This is a genomic window from Kitasatospora acidiphila (assembly GCF_006636205.1).
In the GTDB taxonomy this organism is placed as follows: domain Bacteria; phylum Actinomycetota; class Actinomycetes; order Streptomycetales; family Streptomycetaceae; genus Kitasatospora; species Kitasatospora acidiphila.
In genome coordinates, this window is sequence record NZ_VIGB01000003.1 from 2,036,233 (window position 1) to 2,059,787 (window position 23,555).

At 69.1% G+C, this 23,555-nt stretch carries 23 protein-coding genes; 11 read left to right on the forward strand and 12 right to left on the reverse strand.

Annotated elements, in window-relative coordinates; all coding sequences use genetic code 11:
* Positions 1–34: 34 nt before the first annotated feature.
* The gene (locus E6W39_RS10285; RefSeq protein ID WP_228718064.1) at positions 35–886 is read right to left on the reverse strand and encodes a LysR family transcriptional regulator; all 852 of its coding nucleotides are present in this window, start codon (positions 884–886) and stop codon (positions 35–37) included.
* Positions 887–1,083: 197 nt separating this feature from the next.
* Between E6W39_RS10285 and E6W39_RS10290 the strand changes: the two genes are divergently transcribed.
* Together E6W39_RS10290 and E6W39_RS10295 are read left to right on the forward strand one after the other, a co-directional pair.
* On the forward strand, positions 1,084–1,614 hold the full coding sequence (locus E6W39_RS10290; RefSeq protein ID WP_141633271.1) for a hypothetical protein: 531 nt from the start codon (positions 1,084–1,086) through the stop codon (positions 1,612–1,614).
* A gap of 201 nt (positions 1,615–1,815) precedes the next feature.
* Complete coding sequence (locus E6W39_RS10295; protein ID WP_141633272.1) at positions 1,816–2,196, forward strand: VOC family protein; 381 nt, start codon at positions 1,816–1,818, stop codon at positions 2,194–2,196.
* Between the two features lie 93 nt (positions 2,197–2,289).
* Here E6W39_RS10295 and E6W39_RS10300 read toward each other — a convergent pair whose 3' ends face one another.
* Both E6W39_RS10300 and E6W39_RS10305 read right to left on the reverse strand, forming a co-directional pair.
* On the reverse strand, positions 2,290–2,583 hold the full coding sequence (locus E6W39_RS10300) for a CBU_0592 family membrane protein (RefSeq protein ID WP_181799184.1): 294 nt from the start codon (positions 2,581–2,583) through the stop codon (positions 2,290–2,292).
* Between the two features lie 4 nt (positions 2,584–2,587).
* Positions 2,588–3,547: a cyclase family protein gene (locus tag E6W39_RS10305; RefSeq protein ID WP_141633273.1), complete on the reverse strand. Its 960-nt coding sequence runs from the start codon at positions 3,545–3,547 to the stop codon at positions 2,588–2,590.
* A gap of 71 nt (positions 3,548–3,618) precedes the next feature.
* On the opposite strand from E6W39_RS10305, the gene E6W39_RS10310 reads away from it, so the two are divergent.
* The gene (locus E6W39_RS10310; RefSeq protein WP_141633274.1) at positions 3,619–4,554 is read left to right on the forward strand and encodes a LysR family transcriptional regulator; all 936 of its coding nucleotides are present in this window, start codon (positions 3,619–3,621) and stop codon (positions 4,552–4,554) included.
* A 270-nt stretch (positions 4,555–4,824) separates the two neighbouring features.
* Here E6W39_RS10310 and E6W39_RS10315 read toward each other — a convergent pair whose 3' ends face one another.
* The gene (locus tag E6W39_RS10315; RefSeq protein WP_141633275.1) at positions 4,825–5,103 is read right to left on the reverse strand and encodes a hypothetical protein; all 279 of its coding nucleotides are present in this window, start codon (positions 5,101–5,103) and stop codon (positions 4,825–4,827) included.
* Positions 5,104–5,113: 10 nt separating this feature from the next.
* Positions 5,114–5,458 carry a hypothetical protein gene (locus E6W39_RS10320; protein WP_141633276.1) on the reverse strand — a complete coding sequence of 115 codons (345 nt, stop codon included), beginning with the start codon at positions 5,456–5,458 and terminating at the stop codon, positions 5,114–5,116.
* A 501-nt stretch (positions 5,459–5,959) separates the two neighbouring features.
* Here E6W39_RS10320 and E6W39_RS10325 point away from each other — a divergent pair.
* On the forward strand, positions 5,960–6,985 hold the full coding sequence (locus E6W39_RS10325; RefSeq protein WP_220140192.1) for a serine hydrolase domain-containing protein: 1,026 nt from the start codon (positions 5,960–5,962) through the stop codon (positions 6,983–6,985).
* Positions 6,986–7,277: 292 nt separating this feature from the next.
* A complete protein-coding gene (locus tag E6W39_RS42765) occupies positions 7,278–7,409 on the forward strand; it encodes a hypothetical protein (protein WP_267286683.1) in 132 nt (43 codons plus the stop codon).
* 73 nt (positions 7,410–7,482) lie between these two features.
* Here the strand turns inward: E6W39_RS42765 and E6W39_RS10330 are convergent, their stop codons facing one another.
* Positions 7,483–7,920 carry a hypothetical protein gene (locus tag E6W39_RS10330; RefSeq protein ID WP_141633278.1) on the reverse strand — a complete coding sequence of 146 codons (438 nt, stop codon included), beginning with the start codon at positions 7,918–7,920 and terminating at the stop codon, positions 7,483–7,485.
* Between the two features lie 455 nt (positions 7,921–8,375).
* Here E6W39_RS10330 and E6W39_RS10335 point away from each other — a divergent pair, with 455 nt between their 5' ends.
* Positions 8,376–8,951, forward strand: a complete 576-nt coding sequence (locus E6W39_RS10335; RefSeq protein WP_141633279.1) for an HD domain-containing protein — start codon at positions 8,376–8,378, stop codon at positions 8,949–8,951.
* A gap of 45 nt (positions 8,952–8,996) precedes the next feature.
* Here the strand turns inward: E6W39_RS10335 and E6W39_RS10340 are convergent, their stop codons facing one another.
* The 3 genes from E6W39_RS10340 to E6W39_RS10350 form a co-directional block, all read right to left on the reverse strand.
* Complete coding sequence (locus E6W39_RS10340; protein ID WP_141633280.1) at positions 8,997–9,209, reverse strand: DUF397 domain-containing protein; 213 nt, start codon at positions 9,207–9,209, stop codon at positions 8,997–8,999.
* On the reverse strand, positions 9,206–10,018 hold the full coding sequence (locus E6W39_RS10345; RefSeq protein WP_141633281.1) for a helix-turn-helix domain-containing protein: 813 nt from the start codon (positions 10,016–10,018) through the stop codon (positions 9,206–9,208). Before E6W39_RS10345 ends, E6W39_RS10340 begins: the two co-directional genes overlap by 4 nt.
* Positions 10,019–10,119: 101 nt before the next feature.
* Positions 10,120–11,007 (reverse strand): hypothetical protein, encoded by an 888-nt coding sequence (locus tag E6W39_RS10350; RefSeq protein ID WP_141633282.1) that lies wholly within the window; start codon positions 11,005–11,007, stop codon positions 10,120–10,122.
* A gap of 174 nt (positions 11,008–11,181) precedes the next feature.
* Here E6W39_RS10350 and E6W39_RS10355 point away from each other — a divergent pair, with 174 nt between their 5' ends.
* Both E6W39_RS10355 and E6W39_RS10360 read left to right on the forward strand, forming a co-directional pair.
* Positions 11,182–11,661, forward strand: coding sequence for an ATP-binding protein (locus E6W39_RS10355; RefSeq protein ID WP_228718065.1), 480 nt, complete (start codon positions 11,182–11,184; stop codon positions 11,659–11,661).
* Positions 11,662–11,679: 18 nt separating this feature from the next.
* Positions 11,680–11,949: a DUF4267 domain-containing protein gene (locus E6W39_RS10360; RefSeq protein WP_141633283.1), complete on the forward strand. Its 270-nt coding sequence runs from the start codon at positions 11,680–11,682 to the stop codon at positions 11,947–11,949.
* Positions 11,950–12,060: 111 nt separating this feature from the next.
* Here the strand turns inward: E6W39_RS10360 and E6W39_RS10365 are convergent, their stop codons facing one another.
* The gene (locus tag E6W39_RS10365) at positions 12,061–14,346 is read right to left on the reverse strand and encodes a M9 family metallopeptidase (protein ID WP_141633284.1); all 2,286 of its coding nucleotides are present in this window, start codon (positions 14,344–14,346) and stop codon (positions 12,061–12,063) included.
* Positions 14,347–14,682: 336 nt separating this feature from the next.
* Here E6W39_RS10365 and E6W39_RS10370 point away from each other — a divergent pair, with 336 nt between their 5' ends.
* Positions 14,683–15,750 (forward strand): terpene synthase family protein, encoded by a 1,068-nt coding sequence (locus E6W39_RS10370; RefSeq protein ID WP_141633285.1) that lies wholly within the window; start codon positions 14,683–14,685, stop codon positions 15,748–15,750.
* Positions 15,751–15,808: 58 nt separating this feature from the next.
* Here the strand turns inward: E6W39_RS10370 and E6W39_RS10375 are convergent, their stop codons facing one another.
* Positions 15,809–16,492 (reverse strand): TetR/AcrR family transcriptional regulator, encoded by a 684-nt coding sequence (locus tag E6W39_RS10375; protein ID WP_228718066.1) that lies wholly within the window; start codon positions 16,490–16,492, stop codon positions 15,809–15,811.
* A 167-nt stretch (positions 16,493–16,659) separates the two neighbouring features.
* Positions 16,660–20,523 (reverse strand): type I polyketide synthase, encoded by a 3,864-nt coding sequence (locus tag E6W39_RS10380; protein WP_141633286.1) that lies wholly within the window; start codon positions 20,521–20,523, stop codon positions 16,660–16,662.
* A gap of 281 nt (positions 20,524–20,804) precedes the next feature.
* On the opposite strand from E6W39_RS10380, the gene E6W39_RS10385 reads away from it, so the two are divergent.
* Both E6W39_RS10385 and E6W39_RS10390 read left to right on the forward strand, forming a co-directional pair.
* Positions 20,805–21,797 carry an aldo/keto reductase gene (locus E6W39_RS10385; protein ID WP_141633287.1) on the forward strand — a complete coding sequence of 331 codons (993 nt, stop codon included), beginning with the start codon at positions 20,805–20,807 and terminating at the stop codon, positions 21,795–21,797.
* A 90-nt stretch (positions 21,798–21,887) separates the two neighbouring features.
* Positions 21,888–23,555 carry a GH3 family domain-containing protein gene (locus E6W39_RS10390; RefSeq protein WP_141633288.1) on the forward strand — a complete coding sequence of 556 codons (1,668 nt, stop codon included), beginning with the start codon at positions 21,888–21,890 and terminating at the stop codon, positions 23,553–23,555.

A 23,555-nucleotide genomic window follows, 5' to 3' on the forward strand; every position in this document is an offset into this window, starting at 1 on the left:
GTTCACAAGCTGAGGCGGCACCGGTTGCAGGAGCTCAGTGACGGTACGCGGCTGTCGCGATCTCGATGAAGGAACGGATCAACGGGTTGGCGTCGCCTTCGTTCCACACCGCCACCACTCGGCTCGGCAGCATGTCGATCAGCGGCACCGCGGCCAACTCCGCGGGCAGGTCGTGCCCGAGCGGGGCCAGGCCGACCGTGCCGTTCCACAGCACGGCGTGCAGGCATTCCTGGACGGCTCGCACCACCGGGCCCTCACGCGGCCTGCCGCCGTTCCAGTACGCCTGCCAGACGGGGTCGGTGCCCTGCGGGAACTGGAACCAGCGGCGGTCGCTCAGCTCGGCCAGCCGCAGCCGGTCGCGGCGGGCCAGCGGATCGTCGGCGCGCAGGACCACGCCGACCGGATCGGTGCGCAGCGCCCGCACTGTCAGAGCGGTCTCGTCGAACGGCGCCCGGGTCAGGGCGACGTCGACCAGTCCGGCGCGCAGCCCGCAGGTCGGGTCGGTCAGATCGGTGTCGCGGATGCGGATGTCGATGCCGGGGTGGCTCCGGCGGTAGGCGGCGGCCAGCCTGGACACGCCCGGGTCGGTGCCGTCGCCCAGGATGCCGACGGTGATGGTCGCGACGCCGGCTGCGGCGCTCACGCGGACGCGGACGCGGTCGGCGTGGTCGAGCAGGGCCCGCGCCTCGTCGAGCAGCACCGCGCCCACGGGAGTGAGCGTCACGCCGACCGGCGAGCGGGCGAACAGCAGGGCCCCGACATCAGCTTCCAACTGCTTGATCGCCCGACTCAGCGGCGGCTGGCTCATGTGCAGTCGGGTGGCGGCCCGGCCGAAGTGGAGTTCCTCGGCGACGGCCACGAAGTAGCGCAAGGTCCGTAGCTCCACGCTGCAACGATACCCACGGGGTATGGGCGCCGCGGGATGGGCCTTGGACACTGGCAGGCTCCCGGCGGTGCACTTGTGAGCATGACCGAAGAAGCCGGCAGTCGGCCGCCAGGGCGACCGACGGTTAGCTCTCGTGGGGGATCCTGATCGTGCGCGGAGCCGACGCACTGCAGTTGGGCGTCAGCGAGGGTGGAGCCATGCCGATCACCCGTCTCGCCATTCCGCTCGGCGACACCGAGTGCCCCGTCCCCGTCTGGGCCCTGCGGCTCGCCAAGGCCCTCCCGTTCGTCGTGCTGCCGCACTGCTTGTGGCGGCTCCCGTTCGCTGTCGACTTCACGATGGGGCAGGTCGACCCGCACCGCACGCCCATGCCCTGGTGGGCGCCGGGCTACGTCGTCGGGCTCAGTGTGCTCACCGAGGCGCTGTGCCTGCTGAGCACTGGGCTGGTGGCCGGCTGGGGCGAGCTGTTCCCGCGCTGGATCCCGTTCGTCGGCGGCCGTCGGGTGCCCCCACTCGCCGCCGTGATCCCGGCGGTCCTGGGTGGCCTGGCCCTGGTGGCGATGTTCGACCTCTACCCGTTCGCCTGGGCAGGCGTCTTGCCCGAGGTGGGATTCAGCAACGGATGGTGGATGCTCCTGGCCCGGGTGTGCATCAGCCCGGCGATGCTGTGGGGGCCAATCGTGCTGGCCCTGACCTGCGCCTACTACCGGCGACGGCGCCCTGCCTGATGTGCCACTGGGCAAACGATTCTGACACTTCATCAGCTTTGACTCGGTGTCCTTGCCCGGCTGCCCGGACAGGGTCGGCCCTGAAATACCTCGCACGTGCTCGCCTCGTCCGGTACGGTCCGGGTTTGTCGTCACTGCTGGGAGCCCATGAGGTTCGCGTGTGGCCTCCCCGGCAGTTCCCAGGCTGAGAGCAGGTTCCTCATGGCATGTCGTATCGGTGAGCTCGTGCTCGGTTGCCGCGAGCCCGAGGTGCTCGCGCGGTTCTGGTGCGAGGTCCTGGACTTCGTCGTGCTCGGTCGCGAGGCCGACGGCTCGGTGGAGATCGGGCCGCGGGAGGGGTTCGGCGGTCCGCAGCCGACGATCTTCCTCAGTCGCCGGGATGAGCCGGAGCAGGGGAAGTCCCGGCTGCACATCGACGTCAACGCCACCGACCGCGATCAGGACGCCGAGCTCGAACGCCTTCTGAAGCTCGGTGCGCGCCCGGCCGACATCGGCCAGACGGGGCAGGAGTCGTGGCACGTCCTGGCCGACCCCGAAGGCAATGAGTTCTGCCTGCTCAAGGCCCGCCTCAACCCGCTCTGATCTCCGGTAGCGGTTCGACTCCGACAGCAGGGCGCCGACCCGTTCCGGCTGCTTGACGTCCACCGCCTGGAACCCCACCATCACCACAGCGCGTCACGTCACGTCGCCCGGTGCCGTTCCGGCACCCGCCCGGTCGCGGCGTGCGGCGGGTGAGGTGGTGTGGCGGACCAGCACGACGGCCCCGATGGCGATCCATGCGGCGTTGAGCACTGCGGACGGCCAGGCGTGATGGTAGCCGGAGTTGACAGTCAGTGCGGCGGAGCCGAGCAGGTTGAGGAGTTGGAACGCGGAGCCTGCGGCGCGGATGCGCGCGGCCGACGCGAGGGCGTAGGCGGTGAGCAGCAGCCCGGCCCCGATCCAGCCGGCGGCGGTGACTTCGGTCCCCATGCGGCTACCGCTCCGCGCCGGGCAGCATCGCGTAGGCGCGGATCGGGAAGGTGCCCATGCCCTCGATGGCGGGCGGCGCTGCGTGGAACCGGAATCCGTCCACCGGCAGTTGCTCCAGACTGCACAGGTGTTCCACGACGGGGATGCCCGCGGCCAGCAGGGTGGTGTGCGCGGGACGGGTCGGGTCCTCGGTGTCGTCGATGTTCAGCGAGTCGATGCCCACGAGCGCGGGCCGCTGATCGGCGAGCCAGGCGGCGCCCTCAGCGGTGAGGAAGGGGTGGCCGCCCGATCCGTAGCGGTCGGTGCCCCAGTGCCGGTCCCAGCCGGTGTGGATCAGCACCGCCCGGCCGGTGACCTGGTACGGCAGCAGTGCGTCCCGGTCGACGGCACGGCCGTGCGCACCGAGGACCCGGACCACCAGCCCGTCCAGGTCGACCAGCCCGGCGAGCGGCAGTCCCGCCAGGTCCGGCCCGTCGCCGAAGCGGTGGAAGGGGCTGTCGAGGTAGGTGCCGGTGTTCGCGACCATCGAAATCCGGCCGATGTGGAACTCGGTGCCGGGCGCGTAGTGGTCGCGGGACGCCTTTCGCGAGAGGTGGTCGCTGATCTCTGGCGTGGGCAGGCCCGGAAGGGTGACCATGCCGTGCCGGATCGGGTGGCTGAGCTCTACTACCCGGCGGCCTGCCGTCTGCGCGGCCGCCCCGCCGGTGCCGCGGCCGCCCTTGTGCGGCTCGCGCAGCGTGCGCTTGCCGCTGATGCGCACCGTGTCGACCATCAGCAGGCCGAGGTGTCGCACGAAGAGCTCGGCGATGTCGTCGTCGCCGAGGTCCGGGCCCGGCACGTCCAGCCTGAACCCCTGGGTCTGCAGGCCGCCACCGTTGGCGAACGCCACATCCGCGTCGAACTGCACGCGCCACTGCTGCCCGTCGGCACGGTCGAGGCCCTGCTCCATGTTCTCCGTCTCCATGTCCACGATGATCACTGAAGCTGTGCTGGAGAACAATCGAGGATTTCTGAAGTGCCGCTACAGTCGCGCTTATGGAACTCGACCCCAGACGTCTCCGGGTGCTCCACGCGGTAGCCGTGCGAGGCGGCGTGGTGGACGCGGCGCGACTGCTGCACCTGACCCCCTCGGCGGTCTCCCAGCAACTCGCCCAGCTGGAGCGGGAAGTCGGCCAGCCGCTGGTGGACCGGTCCCGGCGCAGGGTCGGGCTCACCCCGGCCGGGCAGCTCCTCGCCGCCCGCGCCGAGCGCATCGAGCAGGAGCTGGCCGAGGCGCGCCGCGAACTCGCCAGGGTGAGCGGGCGCGTGACCGGCCCGGTCGCCATCGCCGGGTTCTCCTCGGCCATCTGCCACCTCCTGGTCCCAGCGCTGCGTCAACTCACCACCACCCAGCCGGACCTGGAGCCCAGGGTGGTGGAACTGGAGGGCCCCGTGGCCCTGCGCGAACTGCGGACCGGCGGGCTCGACCTGGTGGTCGCCGAGTACGACGTGGGCGGTCCCGGCGCCACCGCGGACCCGGCCGGTCTCTCCACCGCGCCGGTCGCCGACGACGAGTACCGCGTCGTCCTGCCCGCCGATTGGTCGCCTCCGCCCGGCTCCGTGAGGGACCTGGCGGACCGTCCGTGGGTGGTCGGCCCTCCTGGGAGCGCCTGCGGGCGGGCGCTGGAGCGGATCTCCGCCGAGTACGGCTTCACCCCGCACCACGCGCACACCGCCGTGGAGTTCCCCACCGTTCTCGCACTGGTGGCGGCCGGCCTCGGCGCGGCGATCGTCCCCAGCCTGGCCCTGGGCGGCACGCGCGCCGACTTCGTCAAGCTCCCCTCCCTGCCCGTCGCCGGCCACCGCCGCGTCGCCGCGCTCCGCCGCTCCTCGGGCTCCGGCCCCGACCCACTGACGGAGGCCGTGATCGCGGCCCTGCGCGAGGCCGCGACGACGCTGGGGTTGAAACCACCTGCCGACGAAGCACTCTGACAGGTCAACGAGCGCTACCGGGCCAGGAATTCGACCCCCCGCCCACGCCGCGCCGGTGAACCTCGACGGAACGAGGATGGCGGCGCATCGAAGCTCCGGTCGTTCAGGGCGACTTGGGAAGGTCATCCCGATCAACCGGAGCTTCGTTGCGTTCGTGAGGGGCCGGACCGGGACCATCTCACACCGCCGTGGCCTGCGGACTCATGCGCTCATCGGGCCTTTGAAACGGCCCTGGGTGGCAGCGGGGACCGCGGCGACGGTGTCAGGTACTCATGGCTGGCGGATGAGTGACTTGTCCGCGACGTTCACGCGGTAGGAGGCTCCTGGTTCCAGCGCCCCCGCGTGCAGCAGGGTGTTGAGGCCCTCCACGTCTACGCCTTGACGCTGGGAAAGTTCACGAGTCAGTCGCTCGAGATCCTTGTCGGCACGTTCGTGTGCGCCGTCCAATGTCACCTCTTCGTGCACCACGCGGATTTCTCCTTCAGCGTCGTACAGGACGCAGGACCTGCTGGACTTGACCCCGAGCTTGATGTTTGTCAGGAAGGTCATCTCGTTTTACTCACAGGAGGAAGATGGTATCCCAGGAATGCGTGATCGCACCCTGAGTGTTGGAAATAGCGAAGACGGTTACAGAGTTCACGGCCGGATGGGTGAAGGCGCCTTCGAAGTGGGCTGGCAGCGGGCGGTCGGTGAACGGTTCACCGTTTTCAATGCCCGAAAATGCGCTGAAACCTGCGGCGTTCGTTCCCCCGGTAATTGTTCCAACATCTACTCGATTGAGCGCCGACTGGCAGAGTACGCCGCGCGTAGGGAAGTTCAGCGTTTTCAGGTCAACGCCGACGGCGCCCTCGCGAGACATAAGCCAAAGCCAGAATTCCACCATATGCTCCCTGGACTGTTCCATGAGTGACACGCTCGCTGTTTGCCGGTGTACCAGGCGTCAGTCTTGCCGGATGGCATGACGCGCGGCATGGATGGGATCTGCGCACGATTGGCGTAGGGCACACCGAAGCTCGTGACGGCTCATGTGGCCGTCTTCGTCGGGCACCCTCCAGAGCGCTCGGACGACCGCTCGCGGATGCGCCGGAGCTGATGCTGTCGCAGGCTGGTGGTGTAACGCCTCGCGCGTGCGGATGCATCGCATTCAAGGTCCCGGGCCACGGTGTGGCCGTCATGCGTTTCATGGTCGGGAGCAACAGGCCATGGACTACTCAAGGGCAACAAGAAGCTGCAGGACACCGGCACAACGTTGCTTGGTTCGACGCTTGTGAAGGTGTGACCCTATCTAAGTGCGGGGGCCCGCGTTTCCATGCTGAAATCCTTTGCACGTCGGCGACGAGGTCACGGCCGCCTTCCGGATGAGCCCTGCCTCAGTGACGGTGACCAGACCTTCATTCGCAGGGTCGTGACCGCATTCATGACCCGCCATGGTGTGCCAGGCGCCTCGGTGGCGCTCACCGATCAGGGCCGTCTGGTCTACGTCGAAGGGTTCGGCGTGACGGATCCGGCGACGAATGCACTCGTCACCCCCGGCCATCTCTTCCGCATCGCCAGTGTCTCCAAGCCCATCACGGCAGTCACTATCTTCCGCTTGATCGAGCTGGGGGAACTCCGCCTCGGCGACATCGTTTTCGGTTCGTCCGGCATCCTGGGCAACAGGTTCGGCACACAGCCCTACCATCAGGGTGTCGACCAGATCACTGTGCAGCACCTGCTGGAACACTCCAGCGGCTGGGCCCAGTCGCAGGACCCGATGTTCGAGCACCTTGAGCTGAGCCAACGGCAGCTGATCGATCGCATGCTGGACACCGAACTCCTCACACACGCACCAGGCTCGACGTTCGAGTACCTCAACTTCGGGTACTGCCTGCTGGGGCGGATCATTGAGGCATTGACCGGGCTCCCCTACGAAGACGCCGTACGCAGGTACGTTCTTGCTCCCTGCGGCATTACCGAGATGTACCTGGCAGGCGACTCCCTGGCCGAACGGCGCAACAACGAGGTCGTCTACGTGCAGCAGGGTGCGGTCAGCCCGTACGACATCCGTATCTCCCGCATGGACTCCCATGGCGGCTGGATTGCGTCCCCCACCGAACTGATGCGCTTCCTGGTACGCGTGGACGGCTTCCCCACCAAGCCGGATCTGCTGTCGCCGGACTCGATCGCGACCATGTGCACTCCGTCGACTGCAGTCGGCGCCGGTGGCTACGCCAAGGGATGGGCTACCAACGCGGTTGGCAACCGGTGGCACCTCGGTGATCTCCCAGGCACTGCATCGGTCATGGTCCGCACCAGTGGTGGAAAGGGATGGGCGGTGCTGGTCAACTCACGCAACGATGCTGAGCTCGACACGATGCGCATCGACCTCGACAACCTCATGTGGACAATTGTCGGTCATATTTCCACCTGGCCCCCTGTCGACCTCTTTTGAAGCGGCCCTCTGTGTAGGGGCGGGGACTGGCCCTGTGGCTGGTGCTCCGTTTCCGTTCCCCGCCGCTTCAAACCGTGCATGCAGCTGGCCCGAGCCTGGCCGACCATCAGAGCGGCCTGCCTGTACGCCACTGCGAATGCCAACGGAGTCCGCAGCAACATCCATGCGCCACACTGTACTTGGGGTGACAGCAAGTGGCGCGCACGTACCACCCCGCAGACGTCGCCCAAGTGGCCGGGGCGCTCGCCGCCGCCCTCCGCGAGCAGTTCCCGCCGCGAACTGGAGTCCGTGCATGAGGGTGCCCCGGCGGCGCCAGGAGTCCCAGCGGCGGACCTGGTGCTCGTCCAGTCCGGCCAGGGTCTTCGAGCTCTGGAACGGGGCCGGCGAGCAGCCCAGGTCAACGGCCCGCCCGCTGCCCGGGTGACCGCATCACGGAGAGCGGGCGGGCAGCGGCCGGCGCAGCACCTCGGCGGGCGATCCGGGTGATTGCCGGTCGATCAGAAGGTGCGCTGGGTGAACCAGCTGGACTGGCTGGACGGGTTGTGCAGGTCGACGGTGGTGCCGGAGAGGCGGCCGTCGGCGCCGCGGACACCGGTGTAGCGGCCGAGCGGGCCTTGCGACCAGGCGAGGGTGAAGTGGATGTTCTCGCCGTCCACGGCACCGTCCTGGAGGGTCGCGACGGTGTTGCCCGACGAGGCGCTGCCGTAGAGGCTCCCGTCGCTGTCCTGCCTGATGTTCACATGCACGGTGGCGTTGGTCTGGAAGATGTCCCAACTGCCGCTGGCATTGAAGCCGGCGGAGCGGACGGCCCGCGCAGCCCGGGGCGCAGTGCTCGCAGCGCTCGCCGGCGCGGCAACGGCGGCCCCGACGGTGGCGAGGAGAACCGCGACGACTGCCGCCGTGACGAGCTTGGGCTTGCGGCGCGAAGCAGACATGAATCCTCCAGAGGCAGGTGGGTCGGCCCCGCTGGATCGTGCACGGAGCCCTCGCTGGTGGAGCTACCCATCCGCATACTCACAAGTCCTGGATTCACTCCAATGAGCCGATGGATAGCTGATGTTGATTAGACATCGGCTCACGACGGGCAGGCGACCGACCGCAATCGGTCGACCATTCACCTTTAAGCGAAATGACGGACCATCAGTTGAGTGAAAACAGCTTCCTGGTCTGAGCGCATGACAATCCGATCTTCCGCACCCCGCATCGCCACGCTCACCGCCGTGGCAGCAGCGGCGGCACCGGCTTCGGCGGTGGCTACAACGGAGAGTCGGGCGCAGTCCGGCCAGTCCGGAACCGCCGGGCGACGGGCATGATGGTCATCGCCTGGTAACGCAGGGGGCGATCGGCCGTTGAGACGGCAGGCACTGATCCAACGCACCGAAGGACGGCGATGACGGACGACGAGCAGTCGCAGGGCACGGCGAGCTTCCTGCTGGAGATGGGAATGCTCAAGCGGGCGAAGCGGTCCGGTTGGTGGATCGCCGGAGTCAAGGACCCGGAAACCATTGCTGAGCACAGCTTCCGGACGGCCGTGGTCGGCGCCGTGCTCGCCATGATGGAGGGTGCGGACCCGGCAAAGGTGGCGCTGCTGTGCACCTTCCACGACACCCAGGAAACCCGCATCGGCGACATCCCCCACATCGGCCGCCGCTACCTCACCGCCGCCTCCAACGAGCGAGTGACGGCTGATCAGGTCAGTGCCGCGCACCCGGCCGTCATCGCCGGGGTCCAGGCGATCACGGCGGAGTACGAGAATGCCGAGAACCTCGAAGTCACGGTTGCCCACGACGCCGACAAGCTCGAATGCCTGATCCAGGCCGTCGAGTACCGCGAACAGGGCTACCAGAACATCCAGCCCTGGATCGACAGCAGCCTTGCGAGCCTCAAGACCGCCTCGGCGCGCACACTCGCTGAGGCGGCGCTCACCATGACCTCCGTGGAGTGGCAGAAGGTCTACCTCAGCTGATCGCCAGAGCCCCTGTAGGCGCCCCAGGCGCCTACAGGGCATGGGTCAGCTACCGCACTCAGCGGCGAAGCGGATGAACGAAGACCAAGCGGTGGAGGTGACCTGGAGCCAGGGGCCGGCGGGGTCCTTGGAGTCGCGGATGTGGATGGTCGCCGCCGACGCTGCCACTTCCACGCACTGGCCGCCTTCTGCACCGCTGTGGCTGCTCTTGAACCACTGCAGGGCCTGGTGGGTTTCGGCGGTCTCACAGGCGTTCATTGGTCTCCCAGCAGCTTCTCGATGTAGGTCAACGACTCACGAGGAGTCAGCGCCTGGGCTCGGATGATCCCGTAGCGCGAGTTGAGGGCACGAACCTCCTCGCGATCAGTGACTAGTGTGCTACGGCCCTGCGTTTCCAGGTAGCAGATTTGCTCACCACCTTTGCGAGCGAACAGGGTGAAGCCACCGTCGATGCCCGCGTGATCCTCTCGGTCCAGGGGCATGATCTGCATCTCGACATTGCGTCTGTGCCCGGTGAGGAGGAGGTGCTCCAGTTGGCCGCGCCAGCCTGCCGAACCACCGAGTCGCCGCAAGACGACAGACTCCTCCATCACGAAGCTGAACAGCGGTGTGAGCCGGGTTGCGAAGACCTGCTGGCGGGCCAGGCGGGCAGCAACTCGCTGCTCGATGACGGTCTCATCCAGGAGAGGTCTGCGCATCGCAAGCAACGCCCGCATGTACTCCTCGGTCTGCAGCAGGCCGTTCACCACGTGCGTGTCGTACGCACACAGCTCAACAGCCTCCGCCTCCAAGCGCGCCGCATCCCTGAAGAACGCGGGGTAGCGTGCCCGTGCGACCTCGTCCTTCATCGCAATGAGCAAGCCGCCCGCGTTCACCGCCTGGTCGGCCATGTCGATCAACTCAGGCCTGGGGATGCGGCGGCCCTGTTCCACCGACGCGATCAGGTCCTCGCCGTAGCCCACCTTCAGGCCCAGCTCGGCTCGGCTCAAACCCGCGCGCTCGCGCAGGAGTTTCAGTTGGCGGCCGAAGGCCCGCAGGAGGCCCGCGTTTTCGTCCTGGTCCGCCATGTCGGCCACCCTTCGTCACGCATGCATACGGTCGGCTACCAGAACAATACGGACAGCCATGGCAGCGCGTGGCCGAAAACCGGCGAATTCCCTCGCACGTGCTATCCAGCCGCCTCGCCACGCAGCAGGCTGCGAGCCAGCGCCGCGCCACGACGGTTGAGTTCGACGGCGGCCGCGTCCCGGGAAGACAGCACCCTGGGCTCAACTCCCGTGCAGCGGCGGCAGATCGTGCCGCCACCCGGCATCGGGTCGGCGCAGTGGCCGCACTCCCCCATCGCCACCGCAGGCGCCGCCGCCTCGCACTCCGCTGGCATCTTGCGCTGCAAGCGCGAGCGCAGCAGGCCCAGCGGCGAAACGATCCCCGCAGGCAGATCCCCCAGCAGCGCGATGCGCAGTCGTCGCTCGTCGGGATCTCGGGCGAGCCACTCGGCTACCAGCGGGGCCAACTCCAGGGCTTCGACCACGCCGAGGCGGACCGGCTTGTGACCAGCCGTCAGCCGGGTCAGGAGCTTGGCGGCGGCAGCTCTGCGCTCGCCGTCGGAGTCGTCAGGAGGGTCCGTCGCCTTGATAGGTGGGGAGGTTTTCTCCTCAGTCTTCAAAACCTGGGGGGAACTGCCGACGTCCCGACTCACCGCTTCACCGAGTGCCGGGCTTTGGCCAACGCTTCGCCAGGCGGCATCGATCTCATGATGGTCAGTCAACGGCACACTGCTGACCAGCACTCGCGTCGACCACGTGCCCTCGACCGGATCCTGCGTGCGGCGGATGTGGAGGTAGCCCTCCTCGATCAGCTGGGCGCGGGCGCGCGAGACCGCCATGCGGCCCTCGGGCATGCGCTTGCCGATGGTGAGGATGGTGTCACGACTGCCGGGCGGCAGAGACAGCGCCCACAGCAGCAGGGTCTTCGCGGTGGCCCGCAGACGCGGGTGGCGGATGATGTCGTGTGACGCCCGGACATACCGCTCGGGCGCGATAAAGTGAACGTGCATGAGGAGATACCGCTCCCGTGCCGGACCCCGGGGTGTTCCAGCACCGCCGGGGTCAACTATCGCTTTGTGGTCGCACGGTAGCACGGCGTAAGCGGAGTTCGCCTTCGAACAGGCGGACAGGACATCCGCGTACGCCGCCGCAGCAGCGACGTACAGCCAGCCAGGGTACGGGGGTTGCTGCTGGTCAGAGCCCTACCGACCCGGCACGCTGCTCCGCATGGAATCTCTCGACTTCCCTCTCCCTGCCACTCCCGAACGGGAGTTCGCCATGCAGTTCAGCTCCACGCCCGCGGCGCCCGGCTGGCGCGGCGGCTGGTCTCGCAGTACCTGGAGAGCTGGGGCCACGACTACGACTCGCCGCTCAACGAGAAGCTGACCCTGATCACCGCTGAGCTCGCCGCCAACGCCGTGTGCCACGGATACGTGCCGGACCGGGACTTCAAGGTCAGGCTGACGCTGGGGCAGACCACCGCTCGCGTGGAAGTGAGTGACACCCGGACCGAGCGCAAGCCCCCGGAGGAACCCCAGGAGCCGCAACCCGACGCCGAGTCGGGCCGCGGACTTCTCCTGGTGGCCGCGCTGGCCGAGCGCTGGGGAACGGTTCCCCGCCCGGCAGCGCCCGGCAAGACGGTCTGGGCTGAGTGCACCCACTGACCAAGGCAGCAGTTCGGCATTCCCCATACACCGGCCGACGACCCCGCCTTCCGGTCCTGGCTGCGCGTGAAGGGTCTGCGCGAGATCGCGTCCGGGGCCTTCGTCTTCGTTCTGATGTTCGTCGCGCCTGCGTCGGTGCTGGGTTGGTACGTGGTGGTGTTCGCTGGGATACCCGCCGGGGATGCGGTGGTCGTGCGGCACGGCGGTGGGCCGAAGGCCGCCGCCTACGGCGTCCACGGCGCAACGGCCTTGGTGATGCTGGCGACCGGCATCGGCCTCCTGGTCTGACTCGCCGACGGGATCCGATCCTGACTCTTCCGTCTCTTCCGTTGAGCAGCAGCGTGCGGCCCGGGGCTGGCTGCCCCGGGCCGCACGCTACGGACGCGACGAACGTGCGTGTCAGTACTGCGTGGTGACCGTGACGCCGCTGAAGTCGGTCTGGGCGTAGAGGCTGATGTAGCGGTAGCCGGCCGTGGTGTTGGTGACGGTCAGGCTCTGGCTGGTGCCGTTGTTGAGCGAGCCGTTGGTGTAAGCGGTGGGCGTGGCCCAGGCGTTGGGGTTGTAGAGCAGGTACGCGGTGCCGGTGCCGCCGCTGGCGGTGATGTTGAGCGTGGTGGTTCCGGCCGGCAGGTAGATGTAGTAGTAGTCCAGGTTGCCCGCCGTGGCCGACTGGCCGGCGCGGAAGCAGTTGCGGTCCAGCACCTGGGTGTTGGCAGCGGTGCAGGCCGTGGTACCGCCGCCGCCGCCACCGCCGCTGCCCGCCGTGCAGGCGCCGGCGGCGCAGGCGTCCAGCCAGGTGTTGAAGTCGGCGTCGTACGCGGTGCCGATGGAGTTGTAGACCGCGTAGCCGCTGGTGTAGTCGCCGGTGCGGAAGTGGCTCAGCATGTTGGCGATGACGTCAGGGTGCTTCTCGACCATGTACCGGACGGCCAGGTAGCCCCACGGGTAGGTGCGGGTCTGGTTGGTGTTGTTGTAGGTGGTCTGGAACAGCGTGCTGAGCGCGTAGGTGTGCTTGGGAGCCTCGGCCACCGCGCCGGTGTCGGTCATGTTCCGGTAGGTGTACGACACGTACTCGGCCACGCCTTCGATCCACCAGACGTCCGGCACGGCGGTCTGCTGGGTGAAGTTGCCCTTCATGTCGTAGCGGCCGTCCAGGGCGTGGGTGTACTCGTGGTTGAGGTTCCAGATGCCCGCGGTGAAGCCGTCGTTGCCGTTCTGGTAGGTGAGGGAGATCGGCTGGTTGGTGGGGTTGGTGGGGTCACCCACCAGCGTGATGCCGCCGTTGTTGGTGCTCACCCCGTAGATGCCGCCGGCGTAGGTCTGGTAGTCCTGCGGGCTGGCGAAGACCACCATCTGCAGCGAGTTCTCGTACTGGCCGGGGATCGCACCGTTGTCCTTGACCAGGTTGTGGAAGAACGAGTCCTGGTTCTCCAGGCTGGAGCAGACGGCGGTGAGGTCGGCGGCGGTGAGGCTCTGCGCCAAGATGCTGTGGGTAGCGTCGCAGGTGTAACTGACCGGCAGGGCCGCTGCCTTGAGCTGCTGCGGCAGGTTGCAGACGCCGTAGTAGGAGCAGTTGGACGCGTCGTAGTAGCTGGCCATGCCGGCCACGCCGACCCAGAGCGGAGCGGTCGGCCCGGTGATCGAGGAGGCGTCGAGCAGGCCCTTGATCAGTGGCTTCACGGTGGCCTGCAGGGCCGAGTGCTCGATGAAACGGGCGGTCTCCAGACCGGCGTTGGAGTCCAGGAACGAGTTGGTGGTGCCCAGCAGGTCCTTGTGGTTGAGGGCGAAGGTGTCGAGCGTGGTGATGATGCTCGGGTCGCTGGTGACGGCGGTGACGAAGGCCGGGTTCTGGTGGCCGCGGTAGAGCGGGGTGAAGACGTCGTTGACGAAGTTCACCATGTACCAGGAGGCGTTGTAGGTCGCGGGGTTGTAGGCGTTCAGCACCTGCTTGTAGGTGTTCAGGTAGCGGCCCTGCAGGTTGGCGCTGTCGGTGAGGACCATGACCTCGCCGGATACCTGGCCGTTGGCGTCGCTGACGTCGCCGAGGTGCGAGTTGGCGACGAAGGAGTCGAGGCCGCTCTGCACCGCGCTGGTGAGGGTGGCGTCGTAGCTGCCGACGTCGGCCGAGTCGTAGAACTGCACGTAGTAGCCGGCGCGCAGGAAGAGCACCAACTGCCAGATGCCGGTGGAGTCGTTACCGGTGTAGGCGGCGGCCTGGCTCTGGAACGCGCTGGCGACGGACAGCATCTGGCTCTCGCGGAACACCCCGGAGGCATCCGAACCGGTGATCTGGAAGAGCGTGTTGATGCAGTCGGGAGTGGAGGCCTGGACGTAGGCGGCCAGGTCGGAACCGCTGCGGCCGCTGAAGTCGGCCGGGGTACATGAGGCGGTTGCCGTCCCGGTGCGGACCGTCGGCTTCAAAGCGGTCTTGGGCCCTGACTGCGGGTTTCGCGGCGGGAGTTGGGCCGGGGTGAGCCGCTGCTGCTGGGTTGCTGCCTGGTCGGGGGTGCCGAGCGTGGGGGCGCCGGCGGGCGGGAGCAGCCCAGCGTGACTGGCCTGCGGGGTGGCCTGCGGAGCCTGCTGCGTGGGGGCAGCGAAGCTCGGCGTGGCCAGTGCGCCGACGAGGGCCGTGCTCGCCGCGGCGAGCACGGCCAGCCCTCGGGGCAGCCGGAAGTGGGGACGCATCGTCACTCCTTGGTGGGGGACCTGGTGGATGCGCGCCTCGGTACGAACTGTGGAGGCGTGAGACGCACCGTCTCACGCGGCTGATGTCCCTTCAATAGCACGTGACATATCAGATGGCATCGGCGAGCCATACCATCGGACACCCTGCTCATGGGGGCGCTTTGGCCGATCCCAGGGGCGCACTCCAGCGCCGCGCGCCGTGTTGCACATCAACAGCCGCACCCGGCCCACCAAGCCCGCGCCCAATGCTCACCGCGCCGTGATGTCCTTGCTGGGCCGACGACCGCACACGCACGGCCGACTGACGAACCAACTGAGATCGAGGTGGACGAGCGCATGACCGTGACCTTCTCGACCGGCCCCACCGGACTGGGCACCAGCTCGCTGCAAGCCCGCCGGCAGCCGGGCGAACAACCCGTCCGCCCGATCCCGGGACTGTACTGGCACCCCGTCAAGGAGCCGGAGCCCGCAGTGGTCGCCGAGATCGACCGGCGGACCGCGCGCTGGGCGGTGGAGGAGGTCAACCTCGTCCCGCCGGAGTGGGCGGACGAGTTCGAGGCCTTCGGCACCGGCCGCTCGGTCTGCCTCACCTATCCCGAGGCGGCCGGCCTGGACCACTTGGAGGCAGCGGCCCGACTACTGGTGGCGGAGAACGCCGTTGACGACTGCTACTGCGAGGACCACGGCGGCTCGCCGCACGGCCTCGGCGCCCGGCTGCTGATGGCGCACTCGTCACTGGAGCGCCCCTATGCCGTCACCCCCTATGAGCAGCAGTGGCAGGAGAAGCTGGACAGCGAACCGCCGTGCCGCGCCTACCGGGCCGCGATGGAGTTCTTCAACCAGCACACCAGCGACCAGATCCGGGACCGCGAGATCCACGACCTGGCCCGGCTCCACCTGGGCTATCTCGCCGAGGCCGCCTGGTCGATCGACGGCGTGGTGCCGGAGATCCCCGAGTACCTGATGGTCCGCCAGTACAACAGCTTCCGTCCCTGCCTGACCATCGTGGACGCCATCGACGGCTATGCCTTCCCGGCCGACCTCCACGACCACCCCAAGGTCCAACAGGTCATCGCCCTCGCCTCGTTGGCGACCACCTTGGTCAACGACCTGTACTCGTACACCAAGGAGCTGCGCTCGCCGCGCCCGCACGTCAACCTGCCCACCGTGGTGCAGACCCACGACGACCTGCCGCCGGACGAGGCGTACGCCAAGGCCATCACCATCCACAACGACGTGATGCACCGCTTCGAGGCGGAAGCCGCCGCCTGCGCCGCCGAGCTGCCCAGCCCGCTGACGGCCCGCTACCTCAAGGGCATTGCCGACTGGGTCGACGGCAACCACTGGTGGCACGCCACCAACACCCGCCGCTACACCCTGCCGGGGTTCCTGCCCGCCGAGTGAGGCGTTCGAGTGTTTCGGGGCCCTCAGTTGCCGCTGGGGCCCCGAGGCGTCGGCCCTGTCAGCTCGCCACCGGGGCGGACTCCGGGGCGCGCTGGGCGGTCCAGCCGCGCTTGGCGTAGGAGTTGACGCCGGTGAGGGTGATCCGCAGCAAGGCACGCAGTTCGACGTGGAGCGGGATGGTCTCCTCGGCGGACTGCGACCAGCGGTAGAGGAGGCCCAGGTAGGCGTCCCGCAGCATGTTGCCGGCCAGCACCGGATCGATGTCGGCGGCGATGTCGCCGCGGACCTGGCCCGCGGAGATCGCCTGGACGAAGACGGCTCCGGCGTATTCCGGCGCCTCCAGCAGGGGTTGGCCCGACTTCAGCCAGGCCGTCAGCATCACCTGGGTGAGCTTGCGCTCCCCCTCGTTGAACTCGGCGAGGGCCGACATGCACCGCTCCAGCTGGACCGTGGTGTCGTAGTCGTCGTGGGCCAGCGAGCGGTCCATGAGCTCACGGAGCTTCTCCTGACGCTGCTGGGCCCAGGTGGTGACCAAGTCCTCCTTTCGCTGGAAGTGGTTGAAGAACGTTCCCCGGGCCACATCGGCACGTTCGGCGATCTGGTCGATCGTGGTCCGCTCGTACCCCTGCTCGGCGAAGAGCTCCAGCGCCGCGGTGTACAGGCGGTCGTGCATGCGGTTCTTGCTCCGCTCCCGCCGGCTGAGTGGGCGCTCGGCTTGGGGTGTCTCGGTCTCGGTCGTCATCGGCTCTGTCCTCTCGTCCCGTCGATGCGCGTCCGGCCCCCCGAAGTCAGACCGAAGTGAGCTGACCGCATGGCTGCGACCGACATCGCCAGGCCCGTCCTAGCCCGGGCCACGAACCTATACTGTGGTTCATTGTTAGATTCTAGTTCACGATTGACACGGCGTCATCATGCTGCGCGCATCTCATTGAACTCGGCGGCGGCGGTTTCCAGTTCGGCGGCGAGGGCGGACAGGCGGTGGTCGCCCAGCAGGCGGCCGGTCGGGATCTCGACTCCGAACTCCTGCTGGAGAGTCCGCCGCAGCTGGACCGCCATCAGCGAGTCCAGGCCCAGTTCGCGCAGCGATCGCCGCAGGTCGACGCGGTCGACGGTGGTGCCGAGCACCGTGGCGACGTGGACGGTCAACCGCTCGGTGACAGTGCGGACCACCTCGGGCCGGGTTGCCCCAGGCCGGACGGCCTTCGGCTGTTGACGCGGCGCCAGCTCGATGACGGCGGCCCGCGCCCGGGGCGCCTCGGCGGGAGCGGCCTGGCGGCCCGCCGTGCGGAACAGCACCATGCCCTGGAAGTCGGCCAGCACCCGTCCGTCGGACGCGGTGAGGACGACATCGCCGCGCGCCGTGTCCTGGTCGCCGTCCGGCTCGAACCGGGTCATGCTCCAGAGCTCCCCGGCGGGCGCCTCGGCCAGCAGGATGCGGTCGAAGGCGACGGGCACGAACGCGGTCGTGGGGTCGCTCGGCCAGGCCGCCAGCATCGCCAGCAGGCCGGCCTCCCACGCTCCGGCGGCCCCGGTGGTTCCGGCCCCCGGCAGGTCCAGCCGGGCCACCGCCTCGCCGTCCCGCCGCCACAGCTGCTGGACGGCCCGCAGCGTCGGGGCGACGGAGTAGCCACGGCCCTCGGCCCGGCGGTAGAACTCGGCGCCGGGCACGTACTCGACGCACCGGGTGAGCGCGATGTCCAGCTCGGCGGTCGACGGCGCGGGCGCCTGCTCGGCAGCCCGCGCCCGGCCCTGAAGGCAGCGCACTCTGGTGCCCGAGCGGTCCGAGAGCGCCTCGACGCGGAAGCCGTACTCGCCCTCCAGCTCGTCCAGTTGAATGGCGAGCGTGGTCTCGGCAGCGTCCGCCAGCAGCGGCAGGCCGTCGCCGAGGCGGACGTCGAGCAGCTCGACGGCACCCTCCCCGACGAGGTCGCGCACCGTCTCGGCGAGCGCCTCGAAGTACACCACCGGCGGCACCAGCGCGGTGCCGCGCGCGATCACACCGCTGCCCAGCGCCGCCACGCCCAACCGGGAGAGGCGGACCCGACGTTCGGCGACCCGGGTCGGCTCGGCGGCCCCCGCGGCCGTCGGCGTGGCCTCCAGGGCGAAGTCCTCGGCGTCCCAGCTGTAGAGCGGCAGCGGCACCCGGGCGGTGGAGTCGCCGTACCAGCGCCGCCAGTCGACCGCGACGCCGAGCGCGAAGGCGCGGCCCAGGGCGCGGACGACCGCCGTCGACTCGCTCTGGCGGCGGACCAGCGTGGTCACCACGGCGGCGTCCAGCCCCGCGGCGCCCTGCACCTCCTCGACCGCCTGGCTGAGCACCGGGTGCGGGCTGACCTCGATGAAGACGGCGCCCCGGGCCTCGGCCAGCTGCCGCACCGACTCGGCGAACCGGACCGGCCGGCGCAGGTTGTCGACCCAGTACCCGGCGTCCAGCGCGGTGCCCTCGACCGGCGCGCAGCGGACGCTGGAGAACAGCTCGCCGTGCGCCGCCGTGGGCTTCAAGTCGGCGAGCCCGGTCGCCAGTTCGTCGCGGATCTCATCCATCACCGGGGAGTGCGAGGCCACGTTGACCTTGACCCTGCGGTTGAGGACCTGCCGCCGCTCCAGCTCGGCGGCGATCTCCTCGATGACCGTCGGGTCGCCCGCCAGCACGGTGGCGGACGGGGAGTTCTCCACCGCCACGCACACCTCGTCGCCGTAGCCGGCGAGCAACTCGTGGGCCTGCTGTGGGGAGAGCTCGGTGGCGAGCATCGCGCCGCGTCCGGCGAGGCGCTGCATCAGGGTGCTGCGGCGGCAGATCACCCGGGCCGCGTCCCGCACCGACAGCGCCCCGGTGACGCAGGCCGCCGCCACCTCGCCCATGCTGTGGCCGATGCTGACGTCCGGGTCGATGCCCAGCGACCGCCAGTGCGCGGCCAGGGCGACCTCCATGGCCCACAGCAGCGGCTGCACCACGTCGACGGCGCTGTCCACGTCCGCGTTCTCGTTCTCGTTCTCGTTCTGCAGCAACTCCAGGATGGACCAGCCGAGTTCGTCGCGGACGGCGGCATCGCAACCCGCCATCGCGGTGCGGAAGGCGGCGGAGGTGCGCAGCAGTTCCACGCCCATGCCGCGCCACTGCGAGCCCTGGCCGGGGAAGACGAAGGCCACCTGGCGGGGGCCGTCGAAGCCCGCGTCGTGGATGCCGCCGTCGGGGGTCGGCGAGCCCTCGGCCACGGCGCGCAGGGTGGCGGCCATGGCGTCGTGGGTGTCGCCCACGGCCCACAGGCGCAGCGGGTGGTGGTCGCGGCCCAGGGTGGCGGAGCGGCAGAGGTCGCGCAGCGTGTGGCCGCGGCCCTCGCCGTCGGCGCCCAGGTGGTTCGCGTAGCGCAGGGCCAGGCGGCGCAGGGCGGCGGGCGTGCGGGCGCTGAGCACCAGCAGCTGCGGGCCCTGGTGGTCGGCCGGCTCGGGGGTGTCGGCCACCGGCTCGCGGTCGGGGAGGTATTCGCCGATCACGGTGTGGGCGTTGGTGCCGGACAGGCCGAAGGAGCTCACGCCGAGCACGGCCCGCTCACCGCGCGGCCGCAGCGGGGTGTTGCGGGTGACCACGGCCACCGGGAAGTCGGGCTCGGTGAGTTGCGGGTGCGGCGAGTTCAGGTGCAACGAGGCCGGGATCACCCGGTGTTCGGCCATCAGCACGGTCTTGATCAGGCCCGCGATGCCGGCGGCGGACTCGGCGTGGCCGATGTTGCTCTTCACCGAGCCGACCAGCAGCGGCTGCTGCGGTGCGCCCTCCTCGCGCAGCGCCTCGGCCAGGGCGCTCAGTTCCACGCCGTCGCCGACGGTGGTGCCGGTGCCGTGCGCCTCGACGTAGTCCACCTCGGCGGGCTTGACGCCGGCGCTGCGCCAGGCGTTGCGCAGCATCGCGGCCTGCCCGGAGACGGCGGGCTGCATCAGCAGGCCGCTGCCATTGCCGTCGTTGGTGACGGCACTGCCGAGCAGCAGGGCGCGGATGCGGTCGCCGTCCGCGACGGCGTCGGAGAGCCGCTTGAGGATGATCACGCCCACGCCCTCGCTGCGGACGAACCCGTCGGCGCTGCCGTCGCCGAACTTGCAGCGGCCGTCCGGAGAGAGCATCCGGCCCTGCGAGTAGGCGACCGCGTCGATCGGCGAAAGGATCACATTGACGCCGCCGGCGATGGCGATGTCGCTGTCGCCGGTCAGCAGGCTCTGGCGGGCGGCGTGCACGGCGACCAGGGCGGATGAGCAGGCGGTGTCCAGCACCACGCTGGGGCCGCGCAGGTCGAAGGCGTGGGAGACCCGGCCGGAGGTGACGGCCCGCAGCCGGCTGCCGACCATGGTGCGCACATCGGCGCTGGCGGCATCGCCGGCCGCGTCGGCGTACTCGGCGGTGGCCTGGCCGACGAACACCCCGGTCTGGCTGCCCCGCACCGACGCGGGCGGGATGCCCGCGTCCTCGAAGGCCTCCCACACGGTGTGCAGCAGCAGCCGCTGCTGGGGGTCCATGGTGCGGGCCTCGCGTGGCGAGATGCCGAAGAACGCGGCGTCGAAGCCGTGGACCTCGTCCAGGAAGCCGCCGTGACGGGAGATCAGCTTCGCCGGGGTGCCCGGCTCGGGGTCGTACCAGGCGTTCACGTCGAAGCGGTCGGCCGGCACCGGCAGCACGGCGTCGGTGTTGCTCTCCAGAAGGTTCCAGAACTCCGCGACGCCTGCTGCGCCCGGGAAGCGGCATCCCATACCGATGATCGCGATCGGTTCGTCAGTCGTGTTCACTGTTCGGCTTCCTCTCCACCCGTGGTCCAACTCTGTACCGAAGGCCAAACCTGTCCTTTAGGGGCACTGATGCGTCGGCTTCGTTTTCCTCCCGACAGCCCGTGAAAGGTACCTGAAACCAAGGTCCAACAGGTGACCTGACAGCTATTCAGTTAGCTGTTCGACTGCAACCCTCCTAGACCCCTTCGGGGATAGTTGAACTAAGGTCCACTGATTGAACTCCAGTACATGAATGTGCTTCAGTTGCGAAGCCAGCCGCCGAGAGCGAAGGAATGGGCAGCATGCTGAAGACACGGACACTGGGCCGCCACGGGCTCGCGGTCTCCGAACTGGGCCTCGGGTGCATGGGGATGAGCCAGTGGTACGGGGCCACCGACGATGCGGAGTCGACCGCCACCATCCACCGGGCCCTGGAACTGGGCTACACGCTGTTCGACACCGCCGAGGCCTACGGCCCCTACGACAACGAGGAGTTGCTCGGCCGGGCGCTGGCAGGACGCCGCGAACAGGCAGTCATCGCAACGAAGTTCGGCTTCCCGATGAAGCTGAAGGACGGCTCGACGGCCGAGGCCGACAGCCGCCCGGAGCACATCACCGAGGTCGTCGAGGCCTCCCTGAAGCGCCTCGGCACCGACTACATCGACGTCCTCTACCAGCACCGGCTCGACCCCAAGGTGCCGATCGAGGAGGTCGTGGGCGCCATGGGCGAGCTGGTCCGGCAGGGCAAGGTCCGCTACCTGGGCCTGTGCGAGGTCGGCGCGAAGACCATCCGGCGCGCCCACGCGGTCCACCCGCTCTCCGTGGTCCAGGCCGAATTCTCGGTCTGGGAGCGGAACTTGGAGGACGAGGTGATCCCGGTGCTGCGCGAGCTCGGAATCGGCCTGGTCGGCTTCTGCCCGCTCGGCCGGGGCTTCCTCACCGGCGGCGTCAAGCGCGCCGAGGAGTATCCGGAGGACGACTTCCGCCACTTCGACCCGCGGCTGCAGGGCGCCAACTACGACCAGAACATGGCAATCGCCGCCAAGATCAAGGAAGTTGCCACCCGGCACGACCTCACCCCGGCCCAACTCGCCATCGCCTGGACGCTGCACCAGGGCGACGACGTCGTCCCGATCCCCGGCACCAAGCGGCGGACCTACCTGGAGGAGAACACCCGCTCGGCCGAAGTGGTCCTCGACTCCGAGCTGCTGGCCGAGATCGAGGCCGCGGTGCGCGCCGACGCCGTCGCCGGCCCCCGCTACAACGAGCGGATGATGGCCTTCATCGACCGCTGATCACGCCCGGCTGACGCTGAAAGCGCCCGGCTGATCCTGCCCGGCCCGCGCAGACCCCTGGTGCCCCCCACACACTTCTCAGGAGCAACCGTGGACATACCGAACTGGCAGAAACACTGGCACGACCGCCGCGACACCTTCGCCGAGGAGTGCCGGCAGGCCCGCGAGGAACTGCTCGCCGACCTCCGGCAGCCCGGCCGCGCCCAGCAGCGCGTGCTCGCGGACGTCATCGACATGAGCGCCGGCTCGGTGCACTGGCGGGAGAACGGCTACGACGCCGCCGCCACCGACCCCGCCCTGTTCCGCGAGCTGCTGCCGATCATGCGCTACGACGACTTCGTCCCGCAGATCGAGCGCGAGACCCGCACCAAGGGCGGCACCCTGACCTGCAGCCCCGTGCTGCGCTGGCTGAAGACCAGCGGCACCACCGGGACCCCCAAGCTGGTGCCGTACACCCTGCACTGGCTGCTGACCTACCGCATCCCCGCAATGAAGGCGATGTGGGGCACCTATCTGGAGTACCACCCGGAGCTGCTGTCCCACCCGTACGCGACGCTGGACACCCAGACCGTGCGCGAGGACGTGTACGACTTCGTGCACGGCATCGGCCACCAGGCCGTCAGCAACCGGCATCCGCAGATCAACAGCCGGGACTGGAACCCGCCGTGGTACGAGTCGCCGTGGTTCGGCCCCAACGTTCCCAGCAGCCACGAGGGCCGTATGTACCACCGGATCCGGCACCTGCTCGGGCAGGACCTGCACTACATCTCGTCGATCAACCCCAGCACCCTGATCTCGCTGCGCGACCTACTCGCGCAGCACGGTGAGGAGTTGGTGCGCGACCTGCGGAACGGCACGATCGAGGGACAGCCGTACGGCGAGCCCGACGAGGCGACCGCCCGCCACCTCCAAGAGGTGCTGCGCCGACCGGACTTCAGCCTCAAGGACGTCTGGCCGTCGCTGTCGCTCTACACCTGCTGGCTGTCCGCCTCCGCCGGGCTCTACACCGAGAAGCTGGACGCGGTATTCCCGGGAGTGGCCAAGCTGCCGTTCATGAGCTGCGGCACCGAGGGCGTCACCACCATCCCGGTGGACGACTCGCTGCACAGCCAACCACTCGCCGTGGGACAGGCGTTCTTCGAGTTCGTGCCCGCCGACGTGCCGCTGGGCGAACTGGTGGAGAACGGCGAGCCGGTCCGGACGCTGCTGATCGACGAGGTCGAGGCGGGCCGCGACTACCACCTGATCATGACGCAGGGCAACGGCCTCTACCGACTGTGGACCGGCGACGTCTACCACGTCGACCGGATCACCGACGGCACCCCGTGGGTCCACTTCGTCCACCGCGACGGCATCTTCCACTCCTTCACCGGTGAGAAGATCACGGAGAACCAGGTGACCCAGTCCATCCAGCGGGGCCTGGCGGCCCACGGCATCGGGACCAGCCTCTACATGTGCGGCCCGCGCTGGGCGGAGCCCCCGAACTACATCGTGGTCGCCGAAGCGCCCGAGCCCTCGGGGCAGTTGGACCAGGCGCTGTCGCAGTCCGTCGACCGGGCGCTGCACGAGATCAACATCGAGTACGCGTCCAAGCGGGACAGCGGCCGGCTCGGCGCGCTGGAGGTCGTGACCGTGCCCCGGGACGCCATCAGCGGCTACGTCGAGAGCCGCCGCCAGGCCGGCAACGCCACCCAGTACAAGTACAAGCCGTTCCAGAAGGACGTCGACTTCGTGGCCGCCCTCACCGGTCGCTGCTGA